Source organism: Micromonospora sp. PRAS1, from assembly GCF_059553435.1.
Genome location: NZ_JCANNB010000012.1, coordinates 79,160 through 98,700, shown reverse-complemented (window position 1 = coordinate 98,700; position 19,541 = coordinate 79,160). Strand labels below are relative to the sequence as shown.

12 protein-coding genes and 1 pseudogene are annotated in these 19,541 nt (G+C 70.3%); 7 read left to right on the top strand and 6 right to left on the bottom strand.

Annotated elements, in window-relative coordinates; genetic code table 11:
- Positions 1-14 precede the first annotated feature (14 nt).
- Entirely contained in the window at positions 15-2,708 is a 2,694-nt protein-coding gene (locus AC507J_RS13880; protein ID WP_496289551.1) for an AAA family ATPase, read from the bottom strand.
- A gap of 241 nt (positions 2,709-2,949) precedes the next feature.
- Here AC507J_RS13880 and AC507J_RS13875 point away from each other — a divergent pair, with 241 nt between their 5' ends.
- From AC507J_RS13875 to AC507J_RS13865, 3 genes and pseudogenes are all read left to right on the top strand, one after another.
- Positions 2,950-3,390: a hypothetical protein gene (locus AC507J_RS13875; RefSeq protein WP_496289550.1), complete on the top strand. Its 441-nt coding sequence runs from the start codon at positions 2,950-2,952 to the stop codon at positions 3,388-3,390.
- A gap of 198 nt (positions 3,391-3,588) precedes the next feature.
- Positions 3,589-3,843: pseudogene (locus tag AC507J_RS13870) on the top strand (ATP-binding cassette domain-containing protein); the annotation flags it as partial.
- Between the two features lie 71 nt (positions 3,844-3,914).
- A complete protein-coding gene (locus AC507J_RS13865) occupies positions 3,915-4,202 on the top strand; it encodes an FtsX-like permease family protein (protein WP_496289549.1) in 288 nt (95 codons plus the stop codon).
- A 313-nt stretch (positions 4,203-4,515) separates the two neighbouring features.
- Here the strand turns inward: AC507J_RS13865 and AC507J_RS13860 are convergent, their stop codons facing one another.
- The 5 genes from AC507J_RS13860 to AC507J_RS13840 form a co-directional block, all read right to left on the bottom strand.
- Positions 4,516-5,670 (bottom strand): MalY/PatB family protein, encoded by a 1,155-nt coding sequence (locus AC507J_RS13860; RefSeq protein WP_496289548.1) that lies wholly within the window; start codon positions 5,668-5,670, stop codon positions 4,516-4,518.
- The gene (locus tag AC507J_RS13855) at positions 5,667-7,067 is read right to left on the bottom strand and encodes a condensation domain-containing protein (RefSeq protein ID WP_496289547.1); all 1,401 of its coding nucleotides are present in this window, start codon (positions 7,065-7,067) and stop codon (positions 5,667-5,669) included. Before AC507J_RS13855 ends, AC507J_RS13860 begins: the two co-directional genes overlap by 4 nt.
- A gap of 7 nt (positions 7,068-7,074) precedes the next feature.
- Positions 7,075-8,100: an alpha/beta hydrolase gene (locus AC507J_RS13850; RefSeq protein WP_496289546.1), complete on the bottom strand. Its 1,026-nt coding sequence runs from the start codon at positions 8,098-8,100 to the stop codon at positions 7,075-7,077.
- A gap of 110 nt (positions 8,101-8,210) precedes the next feature.
- Positions 8,211-9,284 carry a LacI family DNA-binding transcriptional regulator gene (locus tag AC507J_RS13845; protein WP_496289545.1) on the bottom strand — a complete coding sequence of 358 codons (1,074 nt, stop codon included), beginning with the start codon at positions 9,282-9,284 and terminating at the stop codon, positions 8,211-8,213.
- Positions 9,285-9,300: 16 nt separating this feature from the next.
- Complete coding sequence (locus AC507J_RS13840; protein ID WP_496289544.1) at positions 9,301-10,854, bottom strand: FAD-dependent oxidoreductase; 1,554 nt, start codon at positions 10,852-10,854, stop codon at positions 9,301-9,303.
- 192 nt (positions 10,855-11,046) lie between these two features.
- On the opposite strand from AC507J_RS13840, the gene AC507J_RS13835 reads away from it, so the two are divergent.
- Genes AC507J_RS13835 through AC507J_RS13820 form a run of 4 tightly spaced genes read left to right on the top strand, consistent with a single transcriptional unit; the run spans position 11,047 to position 19,488 of the window.
- Positions 11,047-12,735: an FAD-dependent oxidoreductase gene (locus AC507J_RS13835; protein ID WP_496289543.1), complete on the top strand. Its 1,689-nt coding sequence runs from the start codon at positions 11,047-11,049 to the stop codon at positions 12,733-12,735.
- A 60-nt stretch (positions 12,736-12,795) separates the two neighbouring features.
- Positions 12,796-14,328: an FAD-dependent oxidoreductase gene (locus AC507J_RS13830; RefSeq protein ID WP_496289542.1), complete on the top strand. Its 1,533-nt coding sequence runs from the start codon at positions 12,796-12,798 to the stop codon at positions 14,326-14,328.
- A gap of 5 nt (positions 14,329-14,333) precedes the next feature.
- Positions 14,334-17,882 carry a glycoside hydrolase family 38 N-terminal domain-containing protein gene (locus AC507J_RS13825; RefSeq protein WP_496289541.1) on the top strand — a complete coding sequence of 1,183 codons (3,549 nt, stop codon included), beginning with the start codon at positions 14,334-14,336 and terminating at the stop codon, positions 17,880-17,882.
- Positions 17,875-19,488: an extracellular solute-binding protein gene (locus AC507J_RS13820; RefSeq protein ID WP_496289540.1), complete on the top strand. Its 1,614-nt coding sequence runs from the start codon at positions 17,875-17,877 to the stop codon at positions 19,486-19,488. Before AC507J_RS13825 ends, AC507J_RS13820 begins: the two co-directional genes overlap by 8 nt.
- The last annotated feature ends 53 nt before the right edge of the window (positions 19,489-19,541 follow it).

Here is a 19,541-nt window from a genome sequence, read left to right as displayed (position 1 = left end):
CTGCCCCGGCGGGTTCACGTCCCGAGATCGGGCCGGTGCCTGAGTTGCCGCCGAGAGGTGATGCCGAGCTTGCGGAAGATGTTGCGCAGGTGGGCGTCGACGGTGCGCGGGCTGATGAACAGCTGGGCGGCCACCTCACTTGACGTCGCTCCACCGGCGACCAGCCGGGCGATGTGCAGCTCCTGAATCGTCAGCTGGTCGTAGGTGTGTGGTGACCGCTGACGTGGCCGCTCTCCGGTGGCGCGCAGCTCGACGGCGGCCCGCCTGGCGAACGCGTCCAACCCGGCCTCGGACAGCAGGCGGTGCGCGGTACGCAGGTGCTCTCGGCAATCCCGCCGGCGGCCCTCACGCCGCAGCCATTCCCCGTACACGAGATGGGCTCTGGCCCGGTAGGCCAACAACGGACTCTGCTCCAGGTACGCGACGGCGGCCCGATAGTGCTCCTCGGACCCGGTCACCAGCCCGCGGGCGTACGCGGCGATGCCCAGACCGGTGGCGGTCCCGCTGGCATCGGCGCGTTCGACAAGCGACTCCAGCGCCGCCGCGGCGGCGCTGGAGTCGCCGCAGCGGACCGCCGCTTCGACCAGTTCTGGCAGGGAGAAGCTGGCGAGGAAGAGGGTCCCGTCCGCGACGGCCCGACGGGCGGCGGCCAGCGCGGTCGGATAGTCGGCGAGACCGTTGTGCAGCATCGCAGACGCCCAGTCGATGTTGCCGATCAGGAGACCACTGCTGCTCGTGGTGGCTGCGACCACGGCTTTCTCGAACAGTGCGAGCGCCTCGGTGCGGCGACCGCGCATGGCCGCCAGATGGATCCGGTGATAGAGCATCGGCGGCCCTCCGATCGCGTCGGCGATCGCCTCCTCCTCGGCTATCGACGCCATCGCCAGCCCTAGGTCGGCGGTGAGCGCGCCGTACGAGGCGGTCTGCGCGAGCCCGAGACGCAGCAGCAGTGGCGAACCGGACTCGCGGCCGGTCCGCACCAGCCACTCGACGATCGCCAAGTACCGGTGCGGGTCCCAGATCTCCGCTGCGAGCATGAGGGCGAGCGCGGGGTGCTCGGTCCATCCCGCGCCGTCGTGACCGTCGAGGACCTGCCGGATCAGCGGGACCGCGCGGCGATGTCCCGCCGAGTTCAACAGGCTCAACGCGTCCAGCACGTCCGGCGGACGCGACGCGGTCACCGGCACCGACCGCACCGCGGTCAGCACCGAATCCAGCACGCCGCTGGCCCGGCCGACGAGGAAACTCATCTCGATCGCGTCCAGGAAGCACCGGCGGGCGCGTTCCGGATCCAGCCCGGCCAGCCGCCTTCCGGCCCGGATCATGAACTCCGGGCCGCTCTCGTCCCGCTGGGTCTGAAAGGCGACCTGGCCCCGCAGCAGGTCGGCATGCGCGAGTTGGAACTCGTCGAGCGCGCCGTGTTCGACCGCCCGGACCAGCGTGCCGGCCCGGTCGTGGCGGCCCGCGACGAGGGTGGCCTGTGCCGCCGCGAGCGTGCGTTCGACCCGGCGGGCGGGATCCTCGGAAAGCTCGGCCGCGCGTTCCAGGAAGGCCGCCGCGGCCACCATGCCGCCGCGCGCCTGGGCGCGGGTGGCCGACCGGACGAGTTCGGCGGCCACCGCGTCGTCGGGGCCGACGCTGGCCTGGGCGCGGTGCCAGGCTCGCCGGTCGGGGTCGGTGTCGGCGTTGGTCGTCTCGGCCAGTGCCCGGTGTGCCCGCTGTCGTTCCGGCCCGGATGCGGCCCGGTAGACCGCGGAGCGGGCCAGCGGGTGGCAGAAGCGGACGCCGGTGGAGAACTCGACAAGCCCCGTCGCGGCCACGCTGGCGCTGGCGGTCGACACGTCGACGCCCGCCAGGCGCGCGGCCGGCCACAGCAGGGTGGGGTCGCCCGTCGGGTCGGCGCTCGCCACGGTCAGCAGGAGACGGGCCTGGTCTGGCAGGTCCGACAGCCGGGCCCGGAAGCTGTGCTCGATCCGGGTCGGCACCGGCGCGGTGTCCGGCGGCCCGAAGCCGCCCGCCCGGGGCAGTTCGAGCAACGCCAACGGGTTTCCCCGGGCCTCAGCCAGCAGCCGGTGAAGCACCTGCTCGTCGAGCAGCAGGTGACGTTGGGCGGCGAGCAACAGTCGTGCCTCGGCGTCGCCCAGTCCGGTGACGTCGAGGCAGGGCAGCTCAGACAGTTCGTCCCGGGCGGGCTGCCGCAGTGCGAACAGCATGGCGATGGGCTCGGCGGCCACCCGCCGACCGACGAACGCCAGCGCCTTCGACGACGCCGCGTCCAGCCAGTGAGCGTCGTCGACCAGGCACAGCAGCGGGCGCATCCGGGCCGCGGCAGCCAGCAGCCCCAGGGTCGCCACACCGATGTGGAACAGGTCGGGTGTGCCCGCCGCCAGCCCGAACGCCACCCGCAGCGCGTCGGCGTGCCGGCTGGGCAGCTCCTCGAGGTGACCGAGCACCGGCACACAGAGCTGATGCAGCGCACCGAAGGGCAGCTCCCGCTCGAACTGCGCCCCGGACGCCTGGATGACGTGCCGGCCGGACGCCGCATCGCGGGCGTACGCCAGCAGCATGCTCTTGCCGATGCCGGCCTCGCCGCGCACCACAAGCGCCCCGCCCCGACCCGACCGGGCGCCCTGGATCAGCTCGTCGAGAACCTTGAGTTCGACGTCCCTGCCGACCAGCGGGCCCCGAGAGACAGCCACGGATCGCACGCCGGACAGGCTACCCCTGCGCGCACGGTGTCGGTTCCGTCGATCCGGTTCGGGAAGGCAGAGAAGTTCGGGCACCGGTTGGGTCGAGACATCTGTCAGATGGCGACGATCCGCGCCCGGGCGACGCCGTCCGCGATCACGCGGGCGACTACGTAATTCCCGCCGACGCGGTGCCGGGCCCTGCTGACGAATCGTCTTCCTGTCCACAGCTGTGTAGTGATCGAGCAGACAGGGAAGCTTCATGACAACCCACACCGACGTCGCCGCCACCCCGGCCGTTGCGGCACCGACGCGCTGGCAGGATCGGACGGGACGCATCCTGATGGCGATCACGGCAGCCGTCACCCTGGTGCCCTTCGTCGAGGGCATGTCCCGCCTCGGTGACCTCCCCGAAGACCTGATCCTGACCGAGTACTGGCGGACCTGCGCCTACATCGTCTTCGCCGGGATGTGGGCCATGCTGGCGGTTGCGCCCCGAAAGCAGCGCGGCATGTGGGAACTCCTGCTGTTCCACAAGATCGCGGTCACCATCCAGGCCGCTTTCATCCTTGATGTCCCCCGCGCGGAGCTGACCCTGGTCGCCGACTCGTTCGTCTCGGCGACCACCATCGCCGCCTACCTGCTCTGCCGTGGCTGGCACACCTGGCGCCGCGGGGCGCTGGGACCCAACGACAACCGCTGAGCGTAGGGGCGGCGTGTCCCCGCGCCGCCCTACGTCGTGGATCCGAGGTTTGCGAGACTGGTTCGGCACGGACGATCGAGGCTCTTGACGGCGTTGGGCAACCACGCGTGCCGGCCAGCGACACCACGTGCCCGATCGATGGGCCTGACCGCTACCCGAGGCAGGCCCGACATCGGCACGACCCGGACGGAGGCAAGGATGTCCCACACACCGCTGTCCCTGCCGCAGCCATCCGCGCGGGTGCCCGAGTTCGGCCGGGAAGCGCTCATCGTCTGCGAGAACCTGGTGCGGATCTACCAGACCGGTTCGATCGAGGTGCAGGCATTGCAGGGACTGGACCTGGCCGTGGAGAGCGGTGAGCTGGTGGCCATCGTCGGTGCCTCCGGGTCCGGCAAGTCGACGCTGCTCTCCATCCTGGCCGGTATCGACGCCCCCACGTGGTGCTGCGCGCGGACGTGGAGCGGGCGCAGCGAGTGGCTCCGCTTACCGCAGGGATACTCCGGCTAGCGTGGACGGCCGCCGCGGTGTTGCTGACGCTGGGACTGCTCGGCCTCATGCTCGCCGCCGCCTCGGGTGCGTCCGAGCGGTGGCAGACCCTGAGCCGGCTGCGGACCCTCGGCCTGCGGCCACGTGACGCCCGCTGGGTCGCCGCCGGAGAGTTGCTGCCGCCGGTCGTGGTCGCCGCGATGTGCGGCCCGCTCCTCGGGGCCCTGCTCGCCCGCCTGACGCTCGGCCCGCTCGGGTTACGGCTGCTCACCGGTCAAGCCACCGACCCGGCGGCGGTCTACCGTGGGGGCTGCTCGGCCTGGTGATCGTGGCGCTGCTGGCGGCGGCCACCGCGGTCGTACCTGTCGAGTCGGCGCTGCGGCGACGCGACCGGCTGAGTGAGGTACTCCGCGCCGGCGAGTGACCGGCTGGTTCGCGCCGGTGAGGGTGACCATGTAGGTGTACGACCGGACCAGCACACGCAGACCCGTCAGTGGGCGGGTCGGCGAGTTGCGACTCCCTCCCGGAAGGGCGGGCATCGGGCGCACCGACTTTGTCCGCGAACAACGGTCTCGGGTTGGTGTTTCAGGGGCCGTGTGGAGCCTGGTTCGCGGACTCAGGCTAGAAGATCGCTGCCAGCTAACTGGCGAGCACTCGGGACATGCGCGCCACGGCCTCCGTCAGGATGGCACGGGAGGTGGCCAGGTTCAGGCGGGCGAAGCCCCGGCCCTCCGCACCGAAGTAGAGCCCGCTGTAAAGGGCGACCCTTCCACGCTCCTGCAGCACGGCGGCTGGATCGTCGCCCACACCGCAGGCCCGCAGATCCAGCCATGCCAGATAGGTCCCTGCCGGAGGCTGATACCGCACGGTGGGCAGTGACTCGGAAAGCAGGCAGGAAAGAAGATCACTTCGTTCTGCGATGCCCGCTCGTACCTGATCGAGCCATTCCTCGCCATCGTTGAAGGCGGCTTCGCTCGCCAGCACTCCGAGCATGCTGGCACCGACTGTGAGTTCCTGGCGCATTCGCGACCGGTCCGCTTCCGGGCCGGGGCACAGCAGTGCCGCCTTCAGCCCGGCGAGGTTCCAGGCCTTCGAGGCGGCATGCACACTGAAGCCACGCGCCGCCGCCTCCGCATCGACTGTCGCGAAGGGCACATGCACGGCTCCGGATGCGGTCAGTGGCGCGTGGACCTCGTCGGCGATGACGGAGACTCGAAACTCGTCGGCCAACCGCCCGATCTGATGAAGTTCGTCCCGCGTGAAGACGAGGCCGGTCGGGTTGTGCGGGTTGCACAGTACGTAAGCCCGAGCACCTCGGGCGAAGTCCTCGGCCAGTCGTGCTAGGTCGAGACGGTGGACACCGGCGGCGTAGCTAAGTGGGCTCGAGATGACCTTCCGGCCGAGCATCTCGATGTGGTGGAAGTACGGGCCGTAGACGGGGGTCGAAATTACCACCGAGTCACCCGGCATGGTCACCGTCTGCAGGGCAACCTCGACGCCCGTCATGATGTCGGCGACCAACATCAGAGAACTCGCGTCGACGGTCCAGCCGAGGCGGCGCTCCGCGAACCCCGCAAACGCGTCGGGCAACCCGCCGGCCTCGGCATAGCCGGTGTCCCCACGCAGAACAGCATCAATCAAGGCTCTCTCCACCGGCGTCGCAAGCGGCACGTCCATCTCAGCCACCCAGAGCGGCAGGATGTCCGGCTCCAGCACGCGCCACTTGAGGCTGTGCCGCTGCCGTAGCTCGTCCTTAGTGAGAACTTCGAAGGGTGAGATCGCATTCGCTGTCACGGGATTCGTCCAGTCGGAGGTTCAGTCGTCGACAGTTCAGTTAGGTCGCGAAGGCGCTGCATCATGGCGTGCGTCAGGTCACGGAGGTGATCAGTCCAGCCGCTGGGCTGCGGAGCTTGAGCAACGAGTTCCAGCTTCCCGTCCTCGGTCAAGCAGAGGAGCACCTGTACCTCGAACTGCGAGCCGAGCGGTTTCGAGATCTCCGTACGCATCTTGGCCGGCCCTGCCTGGTATGCGGGACGCTGCCAACCCTGGTAGATGAGAGAGGTCTGCGCGAGCGGAAGTCGGCTGCGGCCGGCCGTCCGCGTCGCCGTCACGAGGTCCGCGAACGGCACGTCCGCATGGGAGAGCGCACCGGACTGGGCCTCCCAGATCCGCTCAACCGCCCCGGCGGACAGCGGTTGGCGCACCCGAACCGGCACGGTGTTGATCTCACAACCCACTTCGTGCATCCGCTCACCACCGCGCAGCGCCACGGCGACCGCCACGCAGAAGTCGTCGCCACCCGCGACATCGACCAGGGCCTGTCCGTAGGCTGTCAGCAGCAGGGTGAACGGCATGACCTTCCGCTGGCCCGCGATCAGTCGCAGGCGCCGCATCAGCGTTGCTTCGCATGTGGCCTGGTACTCCACGAGTCTGGCTTCGGCCAGTTCCCACTGCGACGGCAGAGCCCGCAGCGCGGGAAGGTCTGCCAGGCCTCTGAGTGCTGACCGCCAGTAGGCCAGCTGGGTGGAGCGTCGATGTTCCTCGATGGCAGCGGCCGGCATCCGCGGTCGCACCGGCAGTTCAGCGCCGCTCTTGGTCAGCCCTGCACCGTAGGCTCGCGCCAGATCGCGAGTGAAGATTTCATGCGAGAGTCCGTCGTACGCGATGTGGTGTGCCGCCACACACAGCAACGCTCCGTACTCGGTCGGCACGACACCGAGCCGGATGAGATCGCCGGTGTGCAGGTCGAACCTCGGTGTGAGCAGCTGGCTGACCGCGAAATCGGTAAGCGCCTCGGCCGGCAACAGGACCGGATCAGGGGGTGCCGTATCACGGGCTTCCGCCCGGACGAGGCGCCCATCGTGGTACCGAAAACCTGTGCGGAGCGCTTCGTGCCGCCGTACCGTCACCCGGAACGCCTCGGCCAACACAGCAAGGTCGAGGGGACCTTCCAGACGTATCGACTGGGTTGTCACGTTGGCAAGGGCACCAGGAGCGATTTGCTCGGCGAACCAGAACTGCTGGGCTTCACGGAGGTACCGGACCTGCGGACCATCCTGATCGACGCGTCCGGACCGGCGCTCGGGGTGGGCGAGGCACCGGTCCTCACCATCGCGGCGGCGCTGGCCAACGCGATCGAGGACGCGACAGGCGTACGGCTGCGGGATCTGCCCCTCACGGCCGCCCGGCACCTCGCTCTCAGCGGGCCAACCGATGCGCCAGCCAGGCCAGTGCCAACGGGTACCGATAGTTGAGGCTGCCGTGACCGGCATCGAAGAGCTCGAAGTGGATGCGCTCACCCGGCACACCGGTGCGATCGAGACCGGCCCGGAACGCTTCCGCGCCCAGATCCAGGTAGAAGTCGTCGTGGGTGCCGGCGTCGATCCAGATCGCCCGCAGCGAACGCAGCGCGTCGGCGTAGCGGTCTGTCATGCGCACCGGATCCCAGGTCAGCCAGCTATTCCACACCTCGGGGAGCAGCACTCCACTGCGGGGGTCGAACGGCAGCACCGGCGTGCCGTCGTCGGTCGCCGAGAAGCAGGCGGCGCAGCCCAGCAGGACCAGTAGATCCTTGTCCGCCTTGTTGGTGAACGCGGTCCGCGAACGGAAGTCGTCCCACCAGCGCTGGATGTCGTGGTCATAGGCGCGCAGGAAGCGCACGGATCTGGCGACCATCGGCAAGTAGAGCATCTCGTACTGGCTGTCGCCGGCATGGGTGGCGAGCGCGCCGAACAGATCGGGCCGCAGCATCGGGGTGATCATCGCTCCCAGACCGCCGGACGATTTGCCGGAGACGGCGCGCGATTCCCGATCGGATATCGTCCGGTAGTGCTCGTCAACCCACGGCACAACCTCGTCACACAGATACGAGTGGTAGCGGCCGGTGCCCGGAGAGTCGACGAACTGCGAGCCACCGTACGCGGTCCACGCATCTACGTAGATCAGGATGCAGCCGGGCACCTCGCCGGAGGCGAAGAGCGCATCGGCGGTCTCGATGAACGGCTGTCGAAACGGCGTGCGATTGGCCCACATCACCACGTGGCCGCCGTATCCCTGCAGGACGTAGATGGACGGGTAGCGGGTGTCGCCCTCGTCGTACCCGGGTGGGAGGTAGACCCAGATCGGGCGCTCGGCCGGGTCGCCAAGTGGGTTGTCCCGCAAGTGGCGGGAGGCGATGCTGGTGCGATCCAGGCGGCCGGCCAGCTCGCTTCCCCACGGCAGCATGGGACCATTCAATCACATTCGCCTATCTCTTGCCCGCAAGTTGCCAGGCCCACCCCGGCCCGCCCGTGCCGAATCAGGTGGTACGCGGCACGGGGCGCTGCGACAGCCGACTATCGTTTGGCGCCGTGGCGGGGCGCGGCGACGGTCGGGGCCAGGGTGTGTGCGCAGGGCAGCAGCACCTGCCGCTCATGGTCGCCGGTCGGGTCGTTGAGCAGAGCGGCGAGCATGCGTACGGCACGTCGGCCCATCGCGTTGCGGGGGATGTTCAGCGATGCCCAGCTGCTGGGGCTGAACTCGCCGTCCGGGTCGTCGACGAGCAGCACGACGGACAGGTCGGCGGGGATGGCCAGCCCGCGGAGGCTGGCCATCGCGGCCAGGACTCGCAGCAGGCTGACGGACTCGACCAGCACGGCAGTGGCTCCGCCGGTGATCGCGGCGTCCAGCCACTGCGCGGTGAGCTGGTCGGGATGGGTGAACGCCGGGGCGGGGACCGGTAGACCGAAGCGGTCCAGGGCGGCGGCGAAGCCCTCCCAGCGGTCCACCTGGGGTTCGTGTCGGGTGGCCTCGCCGAGATAGGCGAAGCCGCGGTGACCGAGAGCGACGAGGTCGTCGACGATCCGGCCGGTGGCCGAGCGGTAGTCGCCACCGATGTAGCAGATGTCGACTCCGGGCATCTCCCGCCGACCGATGTAGACGTAGGGATGGCCGTCCTGGGCGAGCCGAAGCAGGTCGTCGCGGTTGGCGTGGTGGCCGAGCAGGACACTGCCGGCCGCCTGGCCCAACGCGTTGACGCCGTCGCGGTAGATCCGGCGTACGCCGTTCTCGTCGCGGGCGGCGGTGAACAGCACGAGGTTGCAGCCTTCGAGTCCGGCCTGCTCCTCGATGCCCTGGAGGAACTCGAAGTAGTAGTCGCCGGCGCTGGTGGGGAAGATCGGCTCGAAGGTGTGCACCCCCATCAGGTACGGCGCGACGGCGCGCCGTTCGACGCCGGCCCGCGCCTGGCTGCCGTTTGTGGTCGGGTAGCCAAGGCGACGCGCGATGCCGAGCACCCGGCGTTGGGTGTCCGGTGAGATCCGGCTGATGTCGCCCGCGCCACGCAGCACCATGGACACGGTGGACTGTGACACACCCGCCTCGCGGGCGATGTCGGCCTGCCGCGAGGTCCGCCCCCGTCGATTACTCACGCCGTTTCCTCTCCGGTCATGCCGACGGCGGCCACGTCAGCAGCGATCCACCGCGTAGCAGAGCCTTACGCAGCGTCTCATAGTCGACCTCGGGTATCGAAACCCTGCTCTCGACCGCCTGGGCTGCGGCGTACCCGGCGGCCTCGCCCACCATCATGAACACCGGTTCCATCCGGGCCGATGAGAACGCCACATGTGATGCGGACAAGGCCCAGGTGACCAAGAGGTTCGCGCACTCGCCGGGCCGCGGGACGATCGAGGCGTACGGCACGCCGAACGGAACGGTGACCGGATGCTGGACGTTGCCCTCGTTGCGGGGCCGGCCGTCGACAAGTACCCGCTTGGTGTTGTGCGAGTCCATCACGTAGGAGGCGAGCGCGACCGGGTCGGCGGCGGCGACCCGGCCTGCCGCGTCGTGCTGGGTTATGACGTAGCTCGACACCATCCGCCGCGCCTCCCGCACGTAGAGCTGGTGCGGCCAGTGGGCGGTGCCGGTGAACTCGGCCGGGGCCAGGCCGTAGCGCCGGGTGTCCTCCCGGACCGCCGCCGGCAGCCGGGGATCGGTGGCCATGAAGTGCAGCAGACCCGCCTGGTAGCGGACGTGGTCCTGGAAGATCTCCTCGCGCCGGGTGTAGTCGGCCTCGGGCCAGTCGTAGTTGGCGCCGATGTGGTCGGAGGAGACCGCGCCGTGGTTGTTCATGTCGAAGACGCCCGGGCGGACCTCGGTGGTGCGGCCGAACAGCTCGTACCCGCCGGCCTCGACGTAGCGACGCAGCAGCTCGTACCGGTCGGGGTCGTAGCCCTCGGGCTCGGGGAACGGCAGCCGTCGGGCGGAGGTGGTGACGTGCAGCCGGAAGTTGTACGCCTGGACCCGGTGGTCGCCGGTGCCGATCGCGTCGTACGGGTCGGCGCTGATGCCTGGCAGTAGCCCACTGGCCGGCCGCCCAGGCTCCCGCCACGGGTCGACGTCGAGGGTGAACTGATGGTTGCCGCTGTACTGTACGCCGGCCAGCGGCTCGCCGTAGCTGTCTCGGGATTCCCGGCCGACCGTGTACGTCACGCCGGATGCCGCCATCAGGTCGCCCTCGTACGACGCGTCCACGTAGACGGTGGCCCGGTACCGGTTGCCATCGTCGGTGCGTAGCTCGGTGATCCGCCCATCGGTCATGGCGACGCCGGTGAGGTGCTGGCGGTGGCGCACCCGGACACCGGCGTCGCTCAGCCAGCGGGTGAAGATCTCCTCGGCGACGTGTGCCTCGACGCCCCAGTGCGGGTCGGACGTGTGATAGGCGGCGGCGACCTGGGCGTAGAACCGGCGAGCCAGACCGCCGACGGTCTCCGGGCGGCCGACATCGGTGGTGCCGAGCCCGGCGGCACTCATGCCGCCGATGTGGTCGTCGAAGGCGAGCAGCAGCACCGACATCCCGTCCTGGGCGGCACGCACGGCCGTGGCGACCCCGCCGGAGGTCGCGCCGTAGACGACCACGTCGGCGCGGGTCGGCTCGGCGTCGGGCGCGGTGACCGGTGGGAGGTAGTAGTGCAACCCGGGCAACGCTGGTGCGGTCTTCATGGTCTGCGTTTCTAACATGTTGCGGACCGATTGGGAATCGCTAATAAAAGCTAATCCGAAGTTACCGGATCTTGATCGGAACTCCTGGCAGTGAGCATCTTGACATGCCGGCGATGGCGAGATGTAACGTACTCGCAATCGATCGAGACCGAATCGATCAGCAAATATTAGCAGAGTCGAGGAGCGCGCAGCATGGGTCATCCCTCCGAACGGCACACCGACCTACTCGTGGTCGGCGGCGGGCTCGGCGGCGTCGCCGCCGCGCTGACCGCCGCCCGGCTCGGGCTGCGGGTCGTGCTGACCGAGGAGACCGACTGGCTCGGCGGCCAGCTCACCGCCCAGTCGGTGCCCTCCGACGAGCACCCGTGGATCGAGTCCGGGCACACCTCGCCCGGCTACCACGAGCTGCGCACCCGGATCCGGGACTACTACCGGCGCAACTACCCGCTACGGCCGGCCGCAGCCGAACTGCCGACCCTCAACCCGGGGCTGGGCAACGTGAGCCGGCTCTGCCACGAACCGCGAGTCGGTGTCGCCGTCATCGATGAGATGCTGGCCGGCTACCGCTCGGCCGACCGGATCAGCGTGCTGTACGAGCACGTCCCGGTCGCCGCGACCACCGACGGCGACCGGATCGCCGCGGTGACCCTGGAGAACCGCCGCACCGGCATCCGGACGACCGTCACCGCACCGTTCGTCGTCGACGCCACCGAACTCGGCGACCTGCTGGAGCTGGCCGGAGTCGAGCACGTCGTCGGTGCCGAGTCGCAGGCCGAGACCGGCGAGCCGTACGCGTCGCCGGTCGCCGACCCGACCGACCAGCAGGCGATCACCTGGTGCTTCCCGCTGGAGTACCGCCCCGGCGAGGAGCACATCGTCGACCGGCCGGCGTCGTACGACCACTGGAAGACGCACGTCGACCCGTTCTGGCCCGGCCCCCAGCTGTCCTGGGAAAAGATCGACATCCACACCATGAAGGGGCGGACCAACCGCATCTTCGAGGGCGACCTGGACGGCGTACACCTGCCGGACCTGTGGCACTTCCGCCGGATCCGGGCCCGCAGCCAGTTCGACCCCGATCTGATCGACACCGACATCACCCTGGTCAACTGGCCGAACATCGACTACTGGGAGTCGCCACTTGTCGGCGCGGACATCGACCAGACCACCCAGCAGACCGCGCTGCGCCGATGCCGCGAGCTGTCGCTGTCGTACCTGCACTGGATGCAGACCGAGGCACCCCGCCCTGACGGCGGGTACGGCTACCCGGGCCTGCGGCTGCGCCCCGACCTGACCGGCACCGACGACGGGCTGGCCAAGAGCGCGTACATCCGGGAGTCGCGACGGATCCGCGCCCGGTTCACGGTGCTGGAGCAGCACGTCGCCGTGGTCGACCGCCCAGAAGGCGCCGGCGCGGTCGTCTTCCCCGACTCGGTAGGCATCGGCCACTACAACATCGACCTGCACCCGAGCACGGCCGGCGTCAACTACGTCAACCTGGAGTGCTACCCGTTCCAGATCCCGCTCGGCGCGCTGGTCCCGGTCCGCGTCCGCAACCTGCTGCCGGCCAACAAGAACATCGGCACCACGCACATCACCAACGGCTGCTACCGGCTGCACCCGGTCGAGTGGAGCATCGGTGAGGCGGTCGGCGCGCTGGCCGCGTACTGCGTCACCGAGCGGAGCGAGCCACATGCGGTCGCCGACTCCCCCGACCGCACCGCCGACGTGCAGCGCCTGCTGAGCGACACCCTCGGCATCCCGATCGCCTGGCCGGACGAGATCCGCCGGATGCGACCGTCGCAGGCTGCCAAGGGGGCGACGCCGGTGCTGGCCAAACCGCGCCAGCGCAGCGTGCCGGCCGCGACCCGGACGAACTGACCCCCGCCCGCGAACCCGAACGCCGCGACCCGCGACGCCCCCGAGAGGATCCGCCCGGACATGCCAATCCCCGAGCCCACCCCCACCGACGATGGGTACGACGTCATCATCTACGGCGCCAGCCTCGCCGGCATCATGGCGGCGCTGCGACTGCGGCTGCGCGGCCTGAGCAGCCTGATCCTGGAACCCACCGGGCACGTCGGCGGCATCGTCGCCGGCGGCCTGGTCAAGACCGACACGCCGAACGTTCCCGAGGCCCTCGCCGGGCTCACGCTGACCCGGTTCTTCGAGGGCATCGGCGCGGAGTACGGCCTCGACGGCCCCGAGTACCGGTTCGAGCCGAAGGTCGCCGAGAAGGTCTCCCGGCAATTGCTCGACGAGGCGAAGGCGACCGTGCTGCTGCACCAGCGGATCCACGGACCCGACGACGTCGAGGTCACCGGCCGGCGGATCCGAGGCGTACGCACCACCCAGGGCTGGCGGCGGGCCCGGTTCTTCATCGACGCGTCATACGAGGGCGACCTGATGGCCGCCGCCGGCGTGCCATACACGTTCGGCCGGGAACCCCGCTCCACCTACGACGAGCCGTTCGCCGGCTTCCAGCCGGTGCAGGCGTACCGCAAGCGGGGGTTCACCCCCAACACTCTGTACCCGGTCAGGGCGGTGCCGGAGCTCGCCGCCGGTGACGGTGACGACAAGACGCAGGCGTACAACTTTCGGGGCGTGCTGTCGACGAACGCCGACCGGATCCCGTTCCCGAAACCGGAGGACTACGACCCGGCGCGGTACACGTACCTCGGGCAGCTCCTACGGCAGCGGCGACTGCCTGGCCTGTCGTCGATCGTCACGCACACCGCGCTGCTGCCGAACGGCAAGTACCAGACCAACCAGGCGCTCTACTTCGGCTTCGACCTGCCCGGCGTCAACTGGGACTACCCGGACGGCAGTTGGCGGCGGCGCGAGGAGATCATCGCCGAGCAGGTGGCCTGGCACCAGGGGCAGCTCTACTGGCTGGCCAACGACCCGTCGCTGCCGGAGTCGTTCCGGGCCGACGCGCAGACCTTCGGCCTGCCGCCGGACGAGTTCGTCGACAGCCCACACGGGCAGGGCTTCCCGCACGCCCTCTACATCCGCGAGGCCCGCCGGATGATCGGCGCCACCGTGCTGACCCAGCACGACCTGCTCAAACCGAACAACACAAAGGCCCGGCCGGTCTGCTGCTGGAAGTACGGCATGGACAGCCACCTGGTGCAGTACTACCCCGAGGGCGACGACACGATCGTCGGTGAGGGTACGCTCAGCGGCGACGAGACCAACCCGCCGGTCGACCTGTACCAGATGCCGGCAGAGTGCCTCTTCCCGGCGCGCGGCGGGATCGAGAACATCACCGTCGGCATCTGCTTCTCGGCCAGCCATGTCGGATACACCTCGCCCCGGATGGAACCCAACTACGGAATGCTCGGCGAGGCGTGCGGCGAACTCGCCGCACAGTCGATCGCCACCGGGCGGCCGGTGCAGGAGTACGGGTATACCGAGCTGGCCGCCGCCCTGGTCGAACACGGCAGCGTGCTCACACTGCCCGGACTGGACTGACGGCGATGTTTCCACTGATCCTCGCCGTACCCGGCATCGACCTGCCGGCGTTCCAGCCGGGGCCGCTCAACGCGTCCACCGGCTGGCAGCCGCACCGCGTCGAGCTTCCGGTGCGGATCGGCGCCGACCACGCCGCCGGTTACCTGCTGCGGCTGGAGTTCGCCGCCGGGCACGGACCCTGCCCAGATTTGGAGATCGAGATCGACGGCGTACACCGGGGGTTCTTCCACCCGGTGGTGCGCCGTGAGGACCGGTCGGAGACCTACCGGCACGGCCCGATCGCCGGTGACGTGCTGCTGGAGGTACCGCTGCCGGCCGGTTGGCTGGCCGAGGGCGACCACGTCGTCACGATCACCACCACCGTCGACCCGGCCGCAGCGACCGGGCCGGTGGAGCTGCCGGCCGGTGAGCAACGCCGGCACCGGGAACAGTTCGGCAACCACTTCGGCAGCGGCATCACCTGGCACCGGCTCAGCCTCGACGCGACCGCGCCGCACCCGAGCGGGGTAGCCGTCGACCTCACCGCGACCCCGCTCTACCTGGACCGCGACGGCGAGCTGCACGAACTGGTCGAGCTGACCGTCTCGGTACCGGCCGGCACACCCACCTGGCCCCGGGTGGCCCGGGTCGAACTCGCCGGCCACCACTACGAGTTCGACCTGCGCCGTCCCGGCCGCGACTTCGGCCAGGTACGGGTCAGGTTCGCCGTGCCCGCCTTCGACACGGCCACCGCCGAGGTGCGGCTCGACGACGTACCGGCGAAGGTCTTCGACCTGGTCGCGGCCCGGCGGTGGACGCTGCACCTGGTTCCGCACGTGCATCTGGATGTCGGTTACACAGACGTGCAGGGCAAGGTTCTCGAACTGCACAGCCGCAACCTCGACCGGGCGCTGGACGCGCTGGACCGCGACCCGGGCTTCGCGTTCTCCGTCGACGGGTCGCTTGTCGTCGACCAGTACCTGGCGACCCGCTCGGCGCAGCGGGCGGAGCGGGTGCTGGCCGCGTTGCGCTCCGGCCGGCTGGCCGTGAACGCGTTCCACAGCCTGTTCCTGTCCGGCATCGCGTCGCTTGAGGAGGTGTACCGGGCGGCATACCTGGCCAGCCGGCTCCGGCAGCGGCACGGGGTGCCGGTGACGTACGCGAACCTGACCGATGTGCCGTCGTACAGCGCGGCCGTGCCCTCGATGCTGCGGGCGCTGGGCATCGACGCGTTCGTCGGCATCGAGAACCACCATCGCGGCGGCAACGCGGACAGCGACCTGCAACACCTGGCCAGCCCGGTGCTGTGGGAGGGCGTTGACGGGGCGCGGGTGCTCACCCATTTCTCCGACACCTACTCCCAGTTGCGGTTCATGGTCGGTGACCCGCAGACGATCGTCGGTGGGGCGCACGCGTTCCCCCGGCTGCTGGCCCGCTACGACCGACCCGACTACCTGCCAGCCGACCTCGCGGTGATCGGCACCCACGCCGACAACGAAGACCTGGCCGACGGCGACGCCGGGTTCGCCGCCCGGTGGAACGCCCGGTACGCGTACCCGCGGATCCGGGTCTCCACAATGGAGGACTACCTCGCCACCGTCCGGCCACTGGCCGACCGGCTGCCGGTGTGGCGGGGCGACGGCGGCAGCTACTGGGAGGACGGCGTGGGCACCGGCGCGGCCGTCACCGCCGAGCACCGCCGGGTGCAGTCGCTGCTGCCGACCGCCGAAGGGCTCGCCGCCCTCGTCAGGCTGGTCGACCCGGTCTACCGGCCCAACCGGGCGGCGCTGGACGCCGCGTGGGAGGGTGCGCTCTACGGCTGCGAACACACCTGGACCTGGGCGCACGGCACCGCCCACCCGCACGGGCACCAGGTCGACGACCAACTGGACTGGAAACGACACCAGGTGCACGGCGCCTACCGGGGCGCGCTCGACGAGGTCCGCCGGGCCCTGAGCCAGCTCGGGGAACTCGTCAGCACCGACGGCCCGACGCTGCTGGTACACAATCCGCTGGGTTGGCAGCGGGACATCGAGGTGCTCGTGGAGACCGTCCGGGCCGATCCGGTCGGACCCGACGGGCCGCTGCCGGTCGAGGTGCTCGCCGAGTGCAACGGGCTGCGGACGCTGCGGGTGACCGTGCCGGACGTGCCCGCCTTCGGCTACCGGGCCCTGCCGATGGACGCCGCCCGGACATTGTCGCCGGGTGAGGAGGCGGGCACCCCGGCCAGCGACCCGGCGGCGATCGACTCCGCCAACGGCCCGGCGGCGATCGACTCCGCCAACGGCTGGCGTCCGGTGCCGCCGTCGCTGGTCACCGCGCGCTGGGAGGTCACCCTCGACCCCCGGACCGGTGCGGTACGCGGGCTGCGGCACCGGGCCACCGGCCGAGACCTGCTGGACACCACAGAGTGGACCCTCGGGCAGGTGCTGTACGTGCTCGACGGCCCGGAGAGCATGACCCGTGGCGACGGCCGTGCGGCGTCGGCCGCTGGCGACGGCATCGAGCACAGCGGGCAGCCCCACCACCATGCCCCCTACCCGCGCAGTACCCTGCTCGGCCGACGCCCGGACCAGAACCTTCCGGAGCTGACGGTGCTGCCCGCGACGATGCGGCCGGTCGGGCTGCGCCGCACGTACGACGGCTGGCGGCTGCGGACCGTCGGCGACGCGCCGAGCCTGCCCCGGATCGAGGTCGACGTGCTGCTGCGCGACACCGATGACCGGGTCGACGTGCTTGTCGATCTCGACAAGCGGCGGGTGCTGGCCAAGGAGTCGGTGTACGTGGCGTTCCCGTTCGCCGCCGCCGACCCGAGGTTCCGCTACGACCGGCAGCAGGGCTGGATCGACCCGGCCACCGACCACGCGCCGGGCGCCTGCCACGACTGGTTCACCACCGGCTACGGGGTGCTCGTGCAGGACGGCGTCGACGGGCCCACGGTGGCCTGGACCTCAGCCCATGCCCCACTGTTCACCGCCGGGGACATCGTGCGCGGGCACTGGCACGAACGATTCAACCCCGCCGGTGGAGCGGTCTTCTCCTGGGTGTTGAACAACTACTGGCCGACAAACACCCCGCCGGAACAGGACGGGCGACTGCGGCTGCGTTACGCCTTCACCCCGCTACCCACGCCCGACCTGGTGGCCGCCGGCCGGTTCGGCCGGGAGGTACGCGCCGCACCCGCGGTCTCCGAGGTGAACCGGCTCGACAAGTTCGACACCGAGCCCCGACCACTGCACCAGCCCACCGGAAGTCTGCTCGACCTGGGGTTGCCGGAGCACGTGCAGGCGAGTGTCGCGCCCGCGCGGGCGGGGGCCGGACTGCTGGTCCGGCTTCAGGACCTGTCCGGCCGGGTCAGCGAGTTCTCCGTGCGGCATCCGGCCGGCCCGCACGCGCCTGCCGCCTGGTGCCATGCCGACGAGCGCGTCATCGCACCCTGCCCGGCGGATCCGAGTGGCGCCGTCCCGGTCCGCCTCGGTGCCTGGCAAGTCGTTTCCCTGATCCTGTACCCCCTCGACGGTGCCGAGCCGGCCCCGTCCACCGCCGCATCAGATCGGAGAGTGGACCATGAATGACAACAGATTGAACAGACGCCGGTTCCTGGCCATGGCCGGTGGCGCCGCGGTCACCCTGGCTGGTGGCGGTGCCCTCGCCGGCTGCGGCGGCGCCACGTCGACGAGCGCCCCGGACGGCGCGAGGAGCGCCGTACTGCCCGACTACGTGCCGTCGCAACTGGTCCGCCCGGACCTGCCGCCGACCCCCGAAGGTGTCATGGCCGGCTACTACCGGTACCCGCGGCAACTGGTCGACGCGTTCGACGTCAAGCCGGCCGCCGGGCTCGGCGACGTCCGGATCCTGACCAACATGTTCAACCCGGTGCCGCCGGCGGCCGGCAGCAACCAGTACTGGCAGGAGCTGAACAACCGGGTCGGGGCGAACCTGGACATCACCATGACCCCGTCGGCCGACTACCTGAACAAGCTCTCGACCACGATCGCCAGCGGCGACCTGCCCGACATCATGCTGATCTCGGCTCGGCTGGCCCGCCGGGCCGATGTGCTCACCCGGCTCTGCGCGGACCTGTCGGAGTTTCTCGCCGGCCCGGCCGCCGCAAACTTCCCGTTCCTGGCGAACATCCCGCGCGACTCGTGGCTGTCGACCGCGTACGGCGGGGGGATCTTCGCCGTGCCGATCTCCCGGTCGGTGGTGGGGACGATCATGTTCGGCCGGACGGACCTGATCGCCCAGCGGAGCCTGAACCCGACGCCGGGCAGCTACGCCGAGTTCGTCGAGCTGGCGCGGGGCCTGACCGACGCGCGGGCGAACCGGTGGGCGTTCGGCAGCGCCAAGGGAGTCATCACCTTCGTCGGAAACATGCTCGGCGTACCCAACGCCTGGCGGGAGGAGGGCGGCCGGTTCGTCTCGGAGATCGAGACCCCGCAGCGCAAGGAGGCGGTCGCCCGGGTCGCCGAGATGTACCAGGCCGGGCTCTTCCACCCGGACGCGATCGGGGGCCGGCTGCAACTGCGCGACCTGTTCGGCAACGGCACCATCGCGCTGAACTCCGACGGCTACGCGGCCTGGGACATCCTCGCCGACACATACCCGGTGCAGGTCGGCGGGATTCCCGCCCCCGGCTACGACGGTGGCGAGCCGGTGCACCGGGCGGGCACGCCGACGTTCGCGCTGACCGCGTTCCGCAAGACCGAGAAGGACCGGCTGGAGAAGCTGCTGCGACTGGCCGACTGGCTGGCGGCGCCGCTCGGCACCAGCGAGTACATGTTCCGCAAGTTCGGCGTCGAGGGCCGGCACTACAGCTGGCAGGATGACGTGCCGGTCCGCACCGACCTGGGCAACGTCGAGGTCAAGCTCCCGCTGGAGTACGTCGCCGACTCGCCGCACGTGCTCGGTCCCGCCGAGCGCACCCGGGTCGACGCGCAACGCGCGTACCAGGAGAAGGTCGTGCCGAACCTGTTGCGTAACCCGGTCGAGGGGCTGAACTCGGAGACCTCGGTCAGCAAGTCCGGCGAACTCCTCAAGATCATCGACACCGCCGAGCTGGACATCGTGGCCGGCCGCAAACCGATAAGCGCCTGGGACGACGCGGTCGCCCAGTGGAAGGCCGCCGGCGGGGACCAGATCCGCGGCGAGTACGAGAAGGCGCTCGCCGACCAGCAGTAGGACCCGGTCGGGTCGTCTCGCCCACCCCCCAGCGGAACTCGGAACGGAGGCCG